Origin of the sequence: Inquilinus sp. CAU 1745 (assembly GCF_039839375.1) — a bacterium.
GTDB lineage: Bacteria > Pseudomonadota > Alphaproteobacteria > DSM-16000 > Inquilinaceae > JBDOQU01.
Window position 1 is genome coordinate 42,791 of the sequence record NZ_JBDOQU010000013.1, and the last position, 13,945, is coordinate 56,735.

Here is a 13,945-nt window from a genome sequence, read left to right on the forward strand (position 1 = left end):
GCCCTAAAGAGGAACGCCTTCCCCTGCCGGCCAGCCACGGTCTGGCCGGACCCCTTCTGCGGGGACACCCCGCAACGCCCCGAGAGGAAGAGGACGGCGGCTTTCACCGTGACGGGTTTGGAGGCTGAGAGAAAGGCTCCTGGCCGGCCCGTCGCGGAGATCCGCGATGCCTCGTTCAAATCCTTCCCGATCCGCCTCCGCGGCCGATCGCACCAACCTCTACGACGAGATCACCTCGAACATCATTGCCGAGCTTGAATCCGGCCGTCTGCCCTGGGTCCAGCCTTGGGGCTTCTGCAGCGTCTCGGCACCGCTCGCCATGCCGAAGAATGCGGCGACCGGCCGGACCTATTCCGGTATCAACATCCTGATCCTCTGGGGCGCCGTTGTCGCCCGTGGCTTCTCCTGCCAGAGCTGGCTCACTTTCCGCCAGGCTCTCAGCCTCGGCGGCAATGTCCGGAAGGGCGAACGCGGCACGACCGTCGTCTATGCCGACCGCTTCGTGCCCGACGACGAACGCCGGCGGGCGCGGGAAACCGGCGAGGAAGCGCAGGCGATCCCCTTTCTGAAGCGGTTCACGGTGTTCTCGACGGACCAGTGCGAGGGCCTGCCGGGAGAGCTCGTCACCGCTCCGCCGCCCGTGCGCGAAGGACTGATCCTGCCGGAGGTCGAGGCGTTGATCCGGGCGAGCGGCGCGGATCTCCGGCTCGGCGGCGAGAGGGCGTTCTACGCACCGGCGCTTGACTACATCCAGGTTCCTCGCCCCGAGGCATATTTCGAGCCGATCAACTGGCATCGCACAGCGCTGCATGAGCTCGGCCACTGGAGCGGCCACGCCTCCCGTCTCGCGCGCGATCTCTCCGGCGGCTTCGGCTCCGGAAAATATGCGCGCGAGGAACTGGTGGCCGAAATGTGCGCCGCCTTCTGCTGCGCCACACTCGGAATCACACCGACCGTTCGCCACGCCGACTATATCGGCTCCTGGCTCGAGGTGCTGCGCGAGGACTCGAAGGTGATCGTGCGCGCGGCCTCGGCCGCGTCCAAAGCCGCCGATTACCTGCTCGCCTTTCGACCCGGCCCCGAACAGCAGGTCTCCGCTCCTGCGGACGACAAGCGTGAGGCGGCCTGATGAACGCCTTCGCGTCAGCGGCAGCTTTTGCCGAACCTCAACCCGCCCCGACGATCGGGCTGCGGGTCCTCAGCCTGGGCGCCGGCGTCCAGTCCACGACCCTCGCCTTGATGGCGGCGCATGGCGAGATCGAGCCGATGCCCGATTGCGGCATCTTCGCCGACACCGGCTGGGAGCCACAGGCGGCGCAACTTCGTCTTACGGTGACCGCGTAAGACCCAAGCGTCACATGACTTACTTAGGGTCGCGCAACGCCCATCGCTTCGGCGATGATCTGGAAGTCGTCCTTCGAAATTTCAAACAGACCGCGTCGAAACGCCAGCCCCCACGCTGCCCCCCGGTCCCGCGTAAATCCAAGCTGATCAAGTATGGGTCGGATCGGGGCGGACGACGCATGATCTTGCCATGCGACACGACGGCGGTGGTGCATTCCAATCGCGCCACGGTCGACCGCCAGCACCTGATCGCCTTTGACTTCGCCAATGGCCGTGAATGCCTGGACTTTGGCGCCCGCCGAGATCCGCTCGCGCGGGGCATAGCAGGCGACTCCGTCGCCATGATGGAATGTCTCAACCGGTGCCCGCCGTCCATGGCCGGCCTGCACGAAATGGCCATCGACCGCCGTCCGGATGTGATCGGCGGACGCAACCACGATCCAGTAACGGGCCAAACGCTTAGGCTCCGTGAACGGACGAGACGGTGTAGAGCACCGGATCGAAGGAATCCGCCAGGTCCGCCGCCGCTTTCATGTGCTCCTGACAGGCGGGATCGGCCAGCATCGCTTCGAAATCGGCCTTCGTCCGCCATTGCGCGTAGTTGGCCACTCGGCCGCCATCGAGACTGCGGTGGATGTTGGCCGAAATGAATCCCACCCGGTGCTTCATCACGGTTTCGGTCGCCTTATCGAGCAGGGCGATGAGCGCCTCAGCCTTATCTGGATCGACTTTGAAGGTATTGATCAGGGCGATCTGGCTGTCGTTCGGTTGGATGTGGGTCATGTGGCCTGCTCCAAGAATGGTATTGGGGGGAGTGAGTGTCATCCCAATCAAACGAGCGATGCACTTGCAAGTCGCGATTGATGCTCGGGTGCGATGATCTGTTTGGCAGTATCGAACGATCTTGCCGCATTATCCGATCATCCGGCGTTGTCCCTTACGGGCCTCCTGCTTTGCGTTCCTCGTCCAGAGAGTGAGAGGGCTGCGCCGGTTTCGTGACGGATTGAGTTCGAGAGAGAGGCTCTCGGCGTTCGTCACGGAGACTACCGACATGGCTACCGCCGTTCAGAAGATCACCCTCTGCGCCTCGCGCGACATCCCCTTCAACAAGCTTATCCTGTCTCAGGCCAACGTCCGGCGTGTGAAGGCCGGCATTTCGGTCGAGGAACTGGCGCAGGACATCGCCCGGCGAGGTCTGCTTCAGGGCCTCAACGTCCGCCCCGTCGTCGACGCCGATGGCGCCGAGACCGGGATGTTCGAGATCCCCGCCGGCGGCCGCCGCTACCGGGCGCTCGAGCTGTTGGTCAAGGGCAAGCGCCTCGCCAAGACCGCGCCCGTGCCCTGCGTGGTGCGCGATCCGTCAACGGACATCCTGGCCGAGGACGACTCGCTTGCCGAGAACATCCAGCGCGTCGCCCTGCACCCCCTCGACCAGTTCCGCGCCTTTCAGGCGATGCGGGAGAAGGGCCAGCCCGAGGAGGACATCGCCGCCGCCTTCTTCGTGCCCGTCAACGTCGTGAAGCAGCGGCTGCGTCTTGCCGCGGTCTCGGACACGCTCCTCGACCTTTATGCTGAAGACGGCATGACGCTGGAACAGCTGATGGCCTTCACCGTCACCCATGACCACACCCGCCAGGAGCAGGTCTGGGAGGGGCTCGCGCGGTCCTACAGCAAGGAGCCATATCAGATTCGCCGGATGCTGACCGAAACCACGGTCCGCGCCTCGGACAAGCGGGCGCAGTTCGTCGGGCTGGAAGCCTATGCCGACGCGGGCGGCGTCATCATGCGCGATCTGTTCCAGAACGACGATGGCGGCTGGCTGGAGGACGTGGCGTTGCTCGATCGACTCGTCGCCGACAAGCTGAAGGCCGAGGCGGAGATCATCGCCACTGAGGGCTGGAAGTGGATCTCGGTCGCCGTCGAGACGCCCTACGATTGCGCCTATGGTCTGCGGGAGCTGACAGGCATCCCCGCCGAGCTGACCACCGACGAACAAGCGACGCAGGAGGCGCTTCAAGCCGAATACGCCAAGCTCGAAGCCGAATATGAGGGTGCCGACGAGCTGCCGGACGAGGTGGATGAGCGGCTCGGTGAGATCGAGACGGCGCTGGCCGCCTTCGACGAACGCCCGGTCATCTACGACCCGGCCGACATCGCCCGCGCCGGCGTCTTCGTCAGCATCGGCGCCGATGGCAGGTTGTCGGTCGACCGCGGCTATGTCCGCCCCGAGGACGAGGCTCCCAACGTCGAGGCCGACAGTGGGGAGGATGGCGATGAGCACCCGACCACAGCATCCGATCCGACCGCGCCGGGCGTCCAACGCGCGGTGATCACGATCGGCGGCCAGGCTGAGCCGGAGGATGACGAGGAGGACGTCATCAAGCCGCTGCCGGAGCGGCTTGTCGGCGAGCTGACGGCGCACCGCACGCTCGCGCTGCGCGACGCGCTGGCCGCAAACCCGCATGTCGCGGTCACGGCGTTGCTGCACAAGCTCGTGCTCGACACCTTCCAGCGCACATCGTCGTCCGGCGGCTGCCTTGAGGCTTCGGTCCGGCACGTCTTCTTCCCCGTTCAGGCCGCCGACCTCAAGGACAGCCCGCCCGCCAAGGCGATCGCCGAGCGGCAGGAAGGCTGGAAGGCGGACATGCCGGGCGACGAGGATGCGCTGTGGGACTGGCTGGTCCGTCTCGACGACGCCAGCCGCACCGCGCTGCTGGCCCACTGCGTGTCCTATGGGGTCAACGCCCTCTCTGAGAAAGTCGATCGCTTCGGCGGCGGGCTCTCGCAGCACGGGCTCGATCGTCGGCTGACGCAGGCCGACCGGCTGGCCCACGCCGTTGGCCTCGACATGGTGGAGGCGGGATGGCGGCCGACGGTCGACAACTATCTCGGCCGCGTGACCAAGCCGCGCATCCTCGAAGCGGTGCGTGAGGCCAAGGGCGAACAGTCGGCGCAACTCATCGACCACTTGAAGAAAGCCGACATGGCCAAAGAGGCAGAACGGCTTCTCGACGGCACCGGCTGGCTGCCGGAACCGCTGCGCCTGGCGGTCGCCGAGGCGACGGGCGAGCCCGACGCGGGCTCCGAAGCCGAGGCGCTGCCGGCCTTCCTCGCCGACGACGAGGATGAGCCGGCTGACGGTGCCGCCGACCCGGACGAGGTGTCCGCTCACGCCATCGCCGCCGAATGACCCGAACCTGCGGGGCGGCATCCGTCGCCCCGCGACCTTCCCAGCCCTTCAAGAAGCCCGGCCACCGCGCCGGGCTTCTTCGTTTCAGGAGACTTTCCGATGGCCGATTTCTTCACCCATTTCTCGTGCCTGCTCGACGTCGGCACGCCCGCCAACGCCGCCCGTGCGCTCGATCTCTACATTGCTTTCGCCGAGGAGGTGGAGCGCGAGGAGATCGGCGTCGTCGGCTTCGTCATGTCGATCCAGCCCGAGCACGGTGGCACCCAGCTCTGGATCCGCGACGACGTGACCGGCGATCCCGAGCAGGTTCTCACGTTCGTCAAGCGATGCGCCAAGGCATTTTCTCTGGCGGGCCGCTGGGGCTTCGAATGGGCGAACACCTGCTCCAGACCGCGCGTCAATGCGTTCGGCGGCGGCGCCCATGTTCTCGACCTTGCCGATGGCTCGACCGTCGCCTGGACAGACACCAATGGCTGGCTCGCGCTGACCCTGGCGGACGGAGCGGAGGACGGACGATGAGCATCCCCGATCATGCCCGGACAAATTTCAACACCCTGCTGCGCGCCGCCGAAGACGGCAATCTGGCGCTGATGGAATGCGCCGACGCGATCACCGGCGCGACGCGATACGTCATCTGCGCTGTCGGCCGCGAAGGCCGCGACTTCGTGATGACGCCCTTTGGGCATCTCGCCGATGGCAGTCCCTATGACGCCTATGTGCCGCCCGATGCTTCCGGCGGGGCGAGCGACCCAGCGCCGGTTTGAGAGGGAGAGGAAGGCCGGGACGGGTTTGAGCCGGTGGGGTCGAGAGAGAGCGCCCTGCGGTTCGAACCGTCCCCGCTCTCCCGAGGTTCCTTCATGATCACGTCCACCGCTTCCGCGCTTGCCCTCCCGGCTGCGTCACAGTCTTGCACAGCCGCCGATGCCGGCATGGCGTCCCGCGTGTTCGCCGCCGCGCAGCTCATCCTCCCCGATCTCGAACGCGGCCATCGCATCGACGCGCCCATGCTGCGCGCCGCGATGGAAGCCGCCTTCGGCGCCTCCGACGCGTCGGGCGCCTGGGACTGGAAAACCGCCTACGATGCCTGCGAGGCGGCGACCGTCCTATTCCTGCGCAAGTTCGGTCCGGCCCTTCGCGGCAGGGCCGCGTCGCCCGCCGCCATGCTGCCGATGCTCGGCAAGATCGCGTGCCTTCTCCCCACTCACACCCGTCGCTCCGAGGAGAGCCAGGCGTTCCAGCAATTCTCGACGCCGATCGCGCTGGGCCTCGCGGCGCGCGCCGCCGCCGCTATCACGCCCGCCGACCGCGTGCTGGAGCCATCGGCCGGCACTGGCCTGCTCGCCATCCTCGGCGAGCTGGCGGGCGGGTCGCTGGTGCTCAACGAGCTCGCCAAGACCCGCGCTTCGCTGCTCGGCCACCTGTTTCCTGGCACCGTCGTCACCCGCTTCGACGCGGCGCAAATCGACGATTATCTCGACCCGAGCATCGTGCCCAGCGTCGTGCTGATCAATCCGCCGTTCTCCGTCATGGCCAACGTGTCCGGCCGCATGACGGATGCCGCTTACCGGCATGTCGCCTCAGCGCTGGCGCGGCTCGCCGAGGGCGGGCGTCTGGTCGCCATCACCGGATCGAGCTTCTCACCCGACAATCATGCCTGGGCCGATGCGTTCGCGCGGTTGCAGGAACGCGGGCGCGTCGTCTTTTCGGCGGCGATCGACGGGTCGGTCTACGCCAAGCATGGGACCACGATCGACACCCGGCTGACCGTCATCGACAAGGTTGCGGCCAATGATGCCGCCGTGTTGCCGGCATCGCCCGGTATCGCACCGGATGTCGCCACGCTGCTCGGCTGGGTCGAAAGCCAGGTCCCGGCTCGGCTCCCGATCGCCGCGTCTGTCGCGGTCGCCACGGTCGCACCTCCGGCCATTCCCCGCTCGGTCCGCGCCTACGTCATGCGTCCGTCCTCCGCTCGGGCCACCGCGGCCGAACCTCAGGGCGTTGAGCTCGCCTATGAGACCGTGGACTGGAAACCGGCCGAAGGCGGCCAGATCACCGAGGCGCTTTATGAAGAATACGGATTGCAGGCGATCCGTATTCCTGGCTCTCGGGCGCATCCCACCAAGCTGGTGCAGTCGGCCGCGATGGCCTCGGTCGCGCCGCCGACGCCGACGTATCGGCCGCATCTTCCACTTGCCGTCGTCTCCGATGGCCTGCTGTCGGACGCCCAGCTCGAATCCGTCATCTACGCGGGCGAAGCCCATACCGACCACCTCGCAGGATCGTGGACGGTCGACGAGACCTTCGACCTCGTCTCGGCAGCCCGCGATGATGCGGCGAACGCCGTCCGCTTCAGGCGCGGCTGGTTCCTCGGCGATGGAACGGGAGCCGGCAAAGGTCGTCAGGTCGCGGGCATCCTGCTCGACAATTGGCTGAAGGGACGACGCCGCGCCGTGTGGGTGTCGAAGTCCGACAAGCTGATCGAGGACGCCCAGCGGGACTGGTCGGCGCTCGGCATGGAGCGTCTGCTGGTGACGCCGCTGTCGCGGTTCCGCCAGGGCATGCCGATCCGTCTGGCGGAAGGCGTCCTATTCACCACCTATGCCACGCTGCGGTCCGACGCGCGCGAGGACAAGGTTTCCCGCGTCCAGCAGATCGTCGATTGGTTCGGCTCCGACTTCGATGGAGTGATCGTCTTCGACGAGAGCCACGCCATGCAGAACGCCGCCGGGGGCAAGGGCGAACGCGGCGACCAGGCTGCCTCGCAGCAGGGTCGCGCGGGGCTTCGGCTCCAGCACGCTTTGCCGAACGCCCGCATCGTCTACGTCTCGGCGACCGGCGCCACGACCGTCCACAACCTCGCCTATGCCCAGCGCCTCGGCCTCTGGGGCGGCGAAGACTTTCCCTTCGCCACGCGCGCCGAGTTCGTCGAGGCGATCGAGGCCGGCGGCGTTGCGGCGATGGAGGTGCTCGCCCGCGATCTTCGGGCGCTCGGACTCTACGCGGCGCGCTCACTCTCCTATGAAGGCGTCGAATACGAGCTGGTCGAGCATACGCTGACCGACGAGCAGGTCCGCATCTACGACGCCTATGCCGGGGCGTTTTCGGTCATCCATAACAATCTCGACGCCGCGATGCAGGCCGCCAACATCACCGGCTCGACCGGCACGTTGAATGCTCAGGCCAAATCGGCCGCGCGATCCGCTTTCGAGAGCGCCAAGCAACGCTTCTTCTCCCACCTCATCACCAGCATGAAGACGCCGTCGCTGATCCGATCGATCGAGCGCGATCTCGAGGACGGCCATGCGTCGGTCATCCAGATCGTCTCCACCGGCGAGGCGCTGATGGAGCGCCGCCTGGCCGAGATCCCCACCGACGAGTGGGGCGACGTCCAGGTCGACATCACACCCCGAGAATATGTCCTCGACTATCTCGCCCATTCCTTCCCGGTTCAGCTCTACGAGCCGTTCAGCGACAGCGAAGGCAAGCTGTCGTCGCGGCCGGTCTATCGTGATGGTCAGCCGGTCGAGAGCCGCGAGGCGGTCGCTAGGCGGGATCGGCTGATCGAGACGTTGGCGTCGCAGCCCCCGGTCCCGGGCGCGCTCGACCAGATCGTCCAGCGCTTCGGCACTGACGTAGTGGCCGAGGTGACCGGCCGCTCGCGCCGCATCGTCCGCAAGTCCGGTGCCGACGGCAGGGGCGACCGCTTGATGGTCGAGAACCGCGCCGGCTCGGCCAATCTCGCCGAGACCAGCGCCTTCATGGACGACCAGAAACGCATCCTCGTCTTCTCAGACGCGGGTGGCACGGGCCGCAGCTATCACGCCGAGCTGTCGGCACGGAACCGTCGTCTGCGCGTCCACTATCTGCTCGAGGCGGGTTGGAAGGCCGACGCGGCGATTCAGGGGCTCGGGCGGACCAACCGGACGAACCAGCAGCAGCCTCCGCTGTTTCGGCCGATCGCGACCAATGTGAAGGCCGAGAAGCGGTTCCTGAGCACCATTGCCCGGCGGCTCGACACGCTCGGCGCCATCACCAAGGGGCAGCGCCAGACCGGCGGCCAGGGCCTGTTCCGACCCGAGGACAATCTGGAGAGCGCCTATGCCCGCGACGCGTTGCGGCGGCTTTATCTGCTACTTGTCGGCGGCAAGGTAGAGGGTTGCACGCTGCAGGCGTTCGAGGATGCAACGGGCCTGTCGCTGACCGACGCCAGCGGCATCAAGGACGAGCTGCCGCCGATCACCACGTTCCTGAACCGTCTGTTGGCACTCACCATCGACCTTCAGAACACCCTGTTCACGGCGTTCGAGCAGCTGCTCGCGTCGCGCATCGAGGGAGCGATCTCGGCCGGCGTCTATGACGTCGGGCTGGAGACGCTCACAGCCGAGAGCTTCGTCGTCACCGACCGGCAGGCGATTTACACCCATCCCGGCACCTCGGCCGAGACACGGCTGCTCACCATCACCCAGCGCGAGCGCAATCGGCCGGTCACCCTCGACGATGCGCTGGATCACGCCTCCGACCCGCGCGCCGTTCTGCTCGTCAACGGGCAGTCGGGCCGGGCCGCGGTGCAGATCCCGACCACCAGCGTCATGCTCGACGATGGCGAGGTCGAGCGCAGGGTCCGGCTCATCCGGCCGATGGAGCGTCCGGCCATGCCGCTGGCGATGATGCCTCAGACCCATTGGGCCGAGACCGACCGCCAATCGTTCGCCCGCGCCTGGGAGGCCGAACTGGCCGAGGTGCCGGCGTTCACCGACAGCACCATCCATATCGTGTCGGGCCTGTTGCTGCCGATCTGGAAGCGCCTGCCGAACGAGTCGACGCGGGTCTATCGCCTTCAGACCGACACCGGCGAGCGCATCGTCGGCCGACGCGTCTCCCCCGCCTGGGTCGCCGGCGCGATAGCGACAGGCGGCGGCACCCTGAGCCCCGAGCACGCCTTCACCGCGCTGATAGATGGCAGGACCATCATCGACTTGGCCGAAGGCCTCCAGCTCCGGCGGTCGCGCGTCATGGGCATCAATCGCATCGAGCTGACCGGCTTCACCGACACGATGCGCGATCGGCTGCGCGCCTATGGCCTGTTCCACGAGATCATCTCGTGGAAGCTGCGGATGTTCGTGCCAACCGGTTCGGGCGGTCCCGCCATTCTGGCAAAGGTGCTGGAGCGCTATCCGGTCCAGCGCGTCGCCGAGCGGGAGGCCGCGTAAATGGCCCGCGACGCTTCTGAATTGGCACAACGTCTTGGCCGCAGCGCCGAGGCCGTGTGCCGCGAGTATCTCTCCAACGGTCGTCGCGAAGGCCGCTACTGGCTGGTCGGCGATGTTCAGAACAGCTCCGGCCGATCGATGTTCGTCCGGCTGCAAGGAGCCGAATCCGGCAAGGGCGCGGCCGGCAAATGGACCGACGCCGCCACCGGCGAGCACGGCGATCTCCTCGACGTCATCAGGGAGAGCTGTGGCCTGCTCGATTTCAAGGACGTCGCGGAGGAGGCGCGGCGCTTCCTCAGCCTGCCTCGACCGGAACCGGCGCGCAATCCGAAACCCCGACCGTCGTCGACACCAGCCGGATCGCCGGAATCGGCGCGGCGCCTGTTCGCCATGTCGCAGCTGATTTCGGGCACGGTCGTAGAGGCGTATTTGCGCGAACGCGGCATTACGGCTCTGCACGGAACCGGCGCTCTGCGGTTCCACCCGCGCTGCTACTATCGCCCCGACAAGCATTCCCCCACCGAGACCTGGCCGGCGATGATCGCGTCGGTCACCGATCAGGGCGGCCGGATCACCGGGGCGCATCGCACCTGGCTCGACCCATCTGGACGAGACAAGGCGCCGGTCGACACGCCGAGGCGCGCGATGGGCGATCTTCTCGGCAACGCGGTCCGGTTCGATCTGGCGCACGACGTACTGGCGGCCGGCGAAGGCATCGAGACCATGCTGTCGCTGCGAATGGTGCTGCCCCACATGCCGGCGGCAGCGGCGCTCTCCGCCGCGCACCTTTCGGCCATCCTGTTCCCCGCGACACTCCGCCGCCTCTATATCGCCCGCGACGACGATCCCGCCGGTGACGGCGCGATGGGGACGTTGATCGAACGCGCACAGGCGGCCGGGATCGAGGCGATCACCCTGTCGCCACGGCTCGGGGACTTCAACGAGGATCTCCGCACGCTTGGGTCGAACGCGCTTCTGGCGGCCCTCAGGGTTCAGATTGCCCCGGAGGACGTCGCCCGCTTCATGGAATTGCCGGCTTTGGCCGGAACGGAGGTGTGAGGTTGGTCTCGCGGCCGGTGCAATGCATCGCAGGCGGGCGTTCCCCTGAGGTCGGAGAGAGCCGCGACCACGGCCTTCTTAGAGGGCGATCGGAACGGCAAGCGGCCCGGTCCGGCAATGGCTGCGCCCGGTTCTTTTCCGCCGCGCGGCACACCGCGCTTTGCATCGCGAAGCAAAATAACCGGCCTTCGCCATCCTCCGCTGCGCTTCGGCCGCTCCCGCTGCGCTCGGCGGTGCTGGCCCGCTCCGCCCGCCGCCTTTCGTCGCCATGAAGGCCGCGGCGGTCGCGGTCGATCCGATGAGGGAGCACCCCATGACCACCGATCACGACGACACCGGCTTCGAACCCCATCATGCCTCTTCGCCCACCGACCACGTCCTCTCCGAACTCCAGCTCTACGGCTTTCGCCCCTTCCAGGACGAACCCGATCCAAGGCCGCTCCCGGAAGGCAACATCGTCGCTGGCGCAATCGCCGACATCTTCGACGCCCTAATCGTCACCTTGAGCGACACTCGCCTAGAACTCGACCTCGACGACCTGCTTTGGTCGACCGTCAATCTCTTTCACCGCGCTACCGACCGGATCGAGCGCGAGCTGGACGACAACGAGCAGGCGCAGCGCCGCGGCCAGCGTGAACAGGACGGCTCCGAGGTGAAGTCCGTCGAGCTGGAGCGCCATGTCGCCGAGGGACAGACCCTTCTCGAGCGCCGCAACGCCTTCGAGCTGATGCGCGACCAGGCGGCCGAGCACTTCGAGCGCCATACCGGATCATCCTGGCGGCCACGCAGCGGTTCGATGGTCAACCATCGCGCCCTGACCTCGGCCATGATCGACAGCCGCGACTTCCTCGCCGCCAAGCGTCGTGCCGAAACCGAGGTGATGCTGCCTGCTGGACCGAAAGTCGCCCTGACTGGCGGCGCCGACTTCAACGATCACCGACTGGTATGGGCGAAGCTCGATCAGGTTCGTGCGAAGCACACCGACATGGTCTTGCTGCATGGCGGATCGCCGAAGGGTGCCGAATTGATAGCTGCCAAATGGGCCGAAGCCCGCAAGGTGCCGCAGGTCGCCTTCAAGCCCGACTGGACGAAGCACGCCAAGGCTGCGCCGTTCAAGCGCAACGATCAGATGCTCAACGTCCTACCGATCGGCGTCATCGTATTTCCAGGCACGGGCATCCAGGACAACCTCGCCGACAAGGCCCGCAAGCTCGGCATCCCGCTGTTCGACTTCCGCGCGAAAGGAGGCGGCGCGTGAGCGGCGTTTCCGCTCTCGACCCCATTGTCGCCGTTCGGAATGCTTCTGTGCCCGCCCGAAACCTGTCGTTCGTTCAATTCCCAGAGACGGCAGAACTGGCCCGAAATCGGCCCGTCCGCTGCGGCACTGCTCGGAAATCCGTCCGGCAGCTGATAGGTGTCGTCGAACAAATTGCGGCTTCCAGTTCCCAGTTGGATACCCTCGGTCACCTTATAATCGATCCGCAGGCCGGCGTTCACATGATAATTGTCTGGCGGCAAGGTGCTAATCGTCTCACGCCGACTGGCGGAATTGTGGTGAGACGTCATTGAGTCGCGGCAAGAATGACGGCCACAGTCTCTTCGGGCATGTCCCACATAGGAAAGTGGCCGCTGGACTCGAACCAATGCAGATCAGCGGAAGGAAAAGCGGCTATTGCCCGCGCCGCCTGCCTTGGCAGACATAGACGATCATGCCGGCCCCACCCAATCACGATCCGACCAGTGGCATCGGCGGCAGGACCGGTCTGCTCGCGACCGCTTGCAAGGTCACGGACCAGTGCGTCGAATGTCGATGTAGTGCTGAGACTTGCCAATTCCGTCGCAACTACCTGCGGATCGAGCGCCCAAGGATGCGCGGATAGTTGTGCTAGCAGCGCAGTGCGCGACGCCGCATTCTTGCTCAGCATTGGCAGGCTGGGCTGGATTGCCCGGAGCAAGCGCCCGGAAACTCCTATGGTGGTCTTAAAGAAGGTTCGTTCCCAACCCCGCCAGAAGCCACCCGGATCAAGCGCCACCACGTTGCCGACATTGCCGCGTCGAGCGAGTTCGAGCACGATCCGCGCGCCCATCGAGCTGCCGACAACGTCAATCCCTGCCAGTCCGCTGTCCGCAATATAGCGCTCGACGCTGCCGACAAGACCGTCGAAAGTCCCGCTGTCGTGTTCCGCCGGGGTGGCCCCATGCCCCGGAAGGTCAATCGCGATCACCGTTCGATTGGCGCTAAGTGCATCCAGGATAGTGCTCCACGATTGCCAACTTCCGCCGAGGCCGTGGATTAATAGCAGCTTCCGGCCCGTGCCCCGTTTAATCTGCTTAATCATACTGCTTCTTTTGTTACCTTAAAACGCTGACGATCGCGATCCGCATTAGGGGCCAGTGACCAGCACGTCTCCGCGCGTCCGTCACCTTGCAGGTGTTCCGACAACCGACTTTCCTGCACAAGCCGGTAAGAGCGTTAATGTTCCTGGTCCGCTTCCGGGCACGGTCAAAATCAGCCTGAGCGTCTTCAATGCGGCGGCTGCCGCCAAAGCTCGATGACTAGGTGAAAGGCAGCTTTGCCGTGTAACCGCCCGAAACCTGCCAGTCCGTTTCCCACCCGTAAACGGACGGGCATGTCGAGCCGCAGTTACAGCATTCTCACTGCGCGATAACCATCGGCTGTTCTTTTTCTCGACGATCACCCCGCTCTCATTGGCGCAATCCTTGGTCCGGTTCCGGCCTTCCACGATCAACCCGTGAAGGGTCCGCTACGCGCAGCGTGCGGCCACTCCGGCTGACGCCTGCGCGGTGATCGCGGCCGTGCCCCGGACACATCGGGCGCCTGTCGAGCGGGGATGGTCCCCGCCTCCAGACAGGAGCCGGAACAATGTCGCAATCCCTATCGAACGCCCACGCCCTCGGCTGGAGCCTCGCCACCACCCTGATGGTCTGCATCGTCGTCTTCCAGGCCGGCAACGGCGAGTTCGGCGTCATGCCGACCGCCGAGTACGACGGTGACCCTGCCACCATCGTTCACGAATTCGATCCTTTCCAGCCATGAGGACGCGCGGTCTCGCCTGGCGACGCGGAAGTCCCGCAAGGATTTCCGCTCCCGTCACCGGCCATTTTCGGATATGCTCGATAA

General features: G+C 66.1%; 12 protein-coding genes. 9 read left to right on the plus strand and 3 right to left on the minus strand.

Features of this window, described 5'->3' with window-relative positions:
* Positions 1-166 precede the first annotated feature (166 nt).
* A complete protein-coding gene (locus AAFN89_RS14960) occupies positions 167-1,129 on the plus strand; it encodes a zincin-like metallopeptidase domain-containing protein (RefSeq protein WP_347539889.1) in 963 nt (320 codons plus the stop codon).
* Positions 1,129-1,344 (plus strand): hypothetical protein, encoded by a 216-nt coding sequence (locus AAFN89_RS14965; protein WP_347539890.1) that lies wholly within the window; start codon positions 1,129-1,131, stop codon positions 1,342-1,344. Before AAFN89_RS14960 ends, AAFN89_RS14965 begins: the two co-directional genes overlap by 1 nt.
* A 23-nt stretch (positions 1,345-1,367) precedes the next feature.
* Here the strand turns inward: AAFN89_RS14965 and AAFN89_RS14970 are convergent, their stop codons facing one another.
* Positions 1,368-1,799 (minus strand): EVE domain-containing protein, encoded by a 432-nt coding sequence (locus AAFN89_RS14970; RefSeq protein WP_347539891.1) that lies wholly within the window; start codon positions 1,797-1,799, stop codon positions 1,368-1,370.
* A 4-nt stretch (positions 1,800-1,803) separates the two neighbouring features.
* Positions 1,804-2,127, minus strand: coding sequence for an antibiotic biosynthesis monooxygenase family protein (locus AAFN89_RS14975; RefSeq protein WP_347539892.1), 324 nt, complete (start codon positions 2,125-2,127; stop codon positions 1,804-1,806).
* 268 nt (positions 2,128-2,395) lie between these two features.
* Between AAFN89_RS14975 and AAFN89_RS14980 the strand changes: the two genes are divergently transcribed.
* The 6 genes from AAFN89_RS14980 (at position 2,396) to AAFN89_RS15005 (ending at position 12,061) form a co-directional block, all read left to right on the plus strand.
* Positions 2,396-4,534, plus strand: coding sequence for a ParB N-terminal domain-containing protein (locus tag AAFN89_RS14980; protein ID WP_347539894.1), 2,139 nt, complete (start codon positions 2,396-2,398; stop codon positions 4,532-4,534).
* A 99-nt stretch (positions 4,535-4,633) separates the two neighbouring features.
* Positions 4,634-5,053, plus strand: coding sequence for a hypothetical protein (locus tag AAFN89_RS14985; protein ID WP_347539895.1), 420 nt, complete (start codon positions 4,634-4,636; stop codon positions 5,051-5,053).
* Complete coding sequence (locus AAFN89_RS14990) at positions 5,050-5,298, plus strand: DUF6117 family protein (RefSeq protein ID WP_347539896.1); 249 nt, start codon at positions 5,050-5,052, stop codon at positions 5,296-5,298. The genes AAFN89_RS14985 and AAFN89_RS14990 overlap by 4 nt, the downstream gene beginning before the upstream one ends.
* Before the next feature lie 165 nt (positions 5,299-5,463).
* Positions 5,464-9,744 carry a strawberry notch family protein gene (locus AAFN89_RS14995; RefSeq protein ID WP_347539994.1) on the plus strand — a complete coding sequence of 1,427 codons (4,281 nt, stop codon included), beginning with the start codon at positions 5,464-5,466 and terminating at the stop codon, positions 9,742-9,744.
* Positions 9,745-10,803, plus strand: coding sequence for a toprim domain-containing protein (locus AAFN89_RS15000; protein ID WP_347539898.1), 1,059 nt, complete (start codon positions 9,745-9,747; stop codon positions 10,801-10,803).
* 313 nt (positions 10,804-11,116) lie between these two features.
* A complete protein-coding gene (locus tag AAFN89_RS15005; RefSeq protein ID WP_347539900.1) occupies positions 11,117-12,061 on the plus strand; it encodes a DUF2493 domain-containing protein in 945 nt (314 codons plus the stop codon).
* A gap of 304 nt (positions 12,062-12,365) precedes the next feature.
* Here the strand turns inward: AAFN89_RS15005 and AAFN89_RS15010 are convergent, their stop codons facing one another.
* Positions 12,366-13,142 carry an alpha/beta fold hydrolase gene (locus AAFN89_RS15010; protein ID WP_347539902.1) on the minus strand — a complete coding sequence of 259 codons (777 nt, stop codon included), beginning with the start codon at positions 13,140-13,142 and terminating at the stop codon, positions 12,366-12,368.
* A gap of 545 nt (positions 13,143-13,687) precedes the next feature.
* Between AAFN89_RS15010 and AAFN89_RS15015 the strand changes: the two genes are divergently transcribed.
* Positions 13,688-13,861, plus strand: a complete 174-nt coding sequence (locus AAFN89_RS15015) for a hypothetical protein (RefSeq protein WP_347539903.1) — start codon at positions 13,688-13,690, stop codon at positions 13,859-13,861.
* The last annotated feature ends 84 nt before the right edge of the window (positions 13,862-13,945 follow it).

Bases quoted from the DNA above. Each gene is read 5' to 3' on its own strand.
- AAFN89_RS14960 (WP_347539889.1), top strand. From the start codon at position 167: ATGCCTCGTTCAAATCCTTCCCGATCCGCCTCCGCGGCCGATCGCACC.
- AAFN89_RS14965 (WP_347539890.1), top strand. From the start codon at position 1,129: ATGAACGCCTTCGCGTCAGCGGCAGCTTTTGCCGAACCTCAACCCGCC.
- AAFN89_RS14975 (WP_347539892.1), bottom strand. From the start codon at position 2,127: ATGACCCACATCCAACCGAACGACAGCCAGATCGCCCTGATCAATACC.
- AAFN89_RS14980 (WP_347539894.1), top strand. From the start codon at position 2,396: ATGGCTACCGCCGTTCAGAAGATCACCCTCTGCGCCTCGCGCGACATC.
- AAFN89_RS14985 (WP_347539895.1), top strand. From the start codon at position 4,634: ATGGCCGATTTCTTCACCCATTTCTCGTGCCTGCTCGACGTCGGCACG.
- AAFN89_RS14990 (WP_347539896.1), top strand. From the start codon at position 5,050: ATGAGCATCCCCGATCATGCCCGGACAAATTTCAACACCCTGCTGCGC.
- AAFN89_RS14995 (WP_347539994.1), top strand. From the start codon at position 5,464: ATGGCGTCCCGCGTGTTCGCCGCCGCGCAGCTCATCCTCCCCGATCTC.
- AAFN89_RS15000 (WP_347539898.1), top strand. From the start codon at position 9,745: ATGGCCCGCGACGCTTCTGAATTGGCACAACGTCTTGGCCGCAGCGCC.
- AAFN89_RS15005 (WP_347539900.1), top strand. From the start codon at position 11,117: ATGACCACCGATCACGACGACACCGGCTTCGAACCCCATCATGCCTCT.
- AAFN89_RS15010 (WP_347539902.1), bottom strand. From the start codon at position 13,142: ATGATTAAGCAGATTAAACGGGGCACGGGCCGGAAGCTGCTATTAATC.
- AAFN89_RS15015 (WP_347539903.1), top strand. From the start codon at position 13,688: ATGTCGCAATCCCTATCGAACGCCCACGCCCTCGGCTGGAGCCTCGCC.